This window comes from Streptomyces sp. NPDC031274, assembly GCF_055570235.1.
Genome location: NZ_JBVIHP010000250.1, coordinates 1 through 1,360 on the forward strand (window position 1 = coordinate 1; position 1,360 = coordinate 1,360).

General features: G+C 64.6%; 2 protein-coding genes. One reads left to right on the forward strand and one right to left on the reverse strand.

Going from position 1 to position 1,360, the window contains the following annotated elements; translation table 11 throughout:
- Positions 1–450, reverse strand: a 450-nt coding sequence (locus ACZ5CR_RS45400) for a hypothetical protein (RefSeq protein ID WP_468869595.1), incomplete at its 3' end; no start/stop codon positions are given.
- 312 nt (positions 451–762) lie between these two features.
- On the opposite strand from ACZ5CR_RS45400, the gene ACZ5CR_RS45405 reads away from it, so the two are divergent.
- Positions 763–939: a hypothetical protein gene (locus tag ACZ5CR_RS45405; protein WP_468869597.1), complete on the forward strand. Its 177-nt coding sequence runs from the start codon at positions 763–765 to the stop codon at positions 937–939.
- Positions 940–1,360 lie beyond the last annotated feature (421 nt).

The following is a 1,360-nucleotide window of genomic DNA, read 5'->3' on the forward strand; positions in this document are numbered from 1 at the left end:
GTATTCGGTCCGACACGTCGACTTCACCACGTGATCGTCGTCCCAGGCGCAGGCCTTGAACTTTGCCTTCTCGCCCTTGGAGAAGACGGGTATGTGCACGCTGATGGCGTCGCCGCCGTAGGCGTGCACGGTCTTCTTGAAGGAGCCTTGGGTAACCTTCATCCTGACGGAGTATCCGGACGGGAAGACGTCGTCGTTGAGAATCAGGTTGTCCCTGTCGATCGACTTGTAGTTGTCGTCCCAGTCCACTGCGCCGTGGGAGTTGCCGCTGCCGATGTACCAGCGCTTGCCGTCCTTGGTTCCGCTCAGGAGGGACGGGGCGGACTGCGACTCGCTTTTGTGGTCCTGCTGAGCGTCTGCGAGTGCTGAAGGTGCCGCTGCTGAGAGGGACAGGAGTGCTGCCGCACCGGAAGCGACCAGCACCCGCTTGAACATGCCTGACTGTGCCATGTGGTGTATTCCCCGTTTCTCGTTGCGTTGATGGCCGCCGGTGCCGGTGCGGCGCCGACGTTGAAATGAGCATGGTGCCGACCGGCCGACGGGGTCTATGTGTTTCGGACCAGCTCGAAAGTGCTGTACACCCCCCTGGCCGATGCAGTATCGGCACTGTGCGTAACCAGCAGGACTGGCGGGTGACGGGGTAGGGCGGTCCTTGGGTGAGGGCGGTGAGCATGTAGTGCTGCGCGGGTTGGCCTTTGACGCAGCGGGTGGATTTTTCGGTTGGGTGTAGCTCTTCCGCGGTGAGATCGTTTATGCCGTGAGGTGGTAGACCCGCTGGTCGGCGTGGGGGTGGACGCGTCGGGTTTCGGCGGTGACGTGGTGGCGCCAGTAGGCGTCGAAGTCGCCGTGCTTGATGACCGTGCGGAGAAGGAGGAGGCCCTCGGCGCCGAGGACAGGGCGGTTGCAAGTTCCGGGATCGTGCGGCTGGTCGGGTCGTGACCGCTTGGGGTGCAAAGCAGGGCAGGCACGGGCTTCGTGATCATTGTGGTGTCTAAGCCCGATGATCATGAGGTGGCCCGCGCCTGCTGCTGCATCCTCTCCCATTCCGGCTGTGCTGGTGAAGCTGGGTCCGCTGGGTGCCGATCAAGTTTCTGACCTGCGCCCGTACTTCGATCCGGTGCCCGATCCGCGCCCGTGGCGGGGACGGTGGTACTCGCTGACGGCGGTCCTGCTGGTGTGTGCCTGAGCGGTTGTCTCCGGGGCGAAGAGCATCGATGAACTCGCCGAGTGGGGCCGGCGTGCCGCGGGCACTCTGCTGGAAGCCATCGGCATCCGCCGTCATCTGCTCGCATGGCGACGCACTCCCTCGCCGGCCACGATCGGACGCGTGCTGGGGGCCGTTGACGGTGACGCCCTGGAC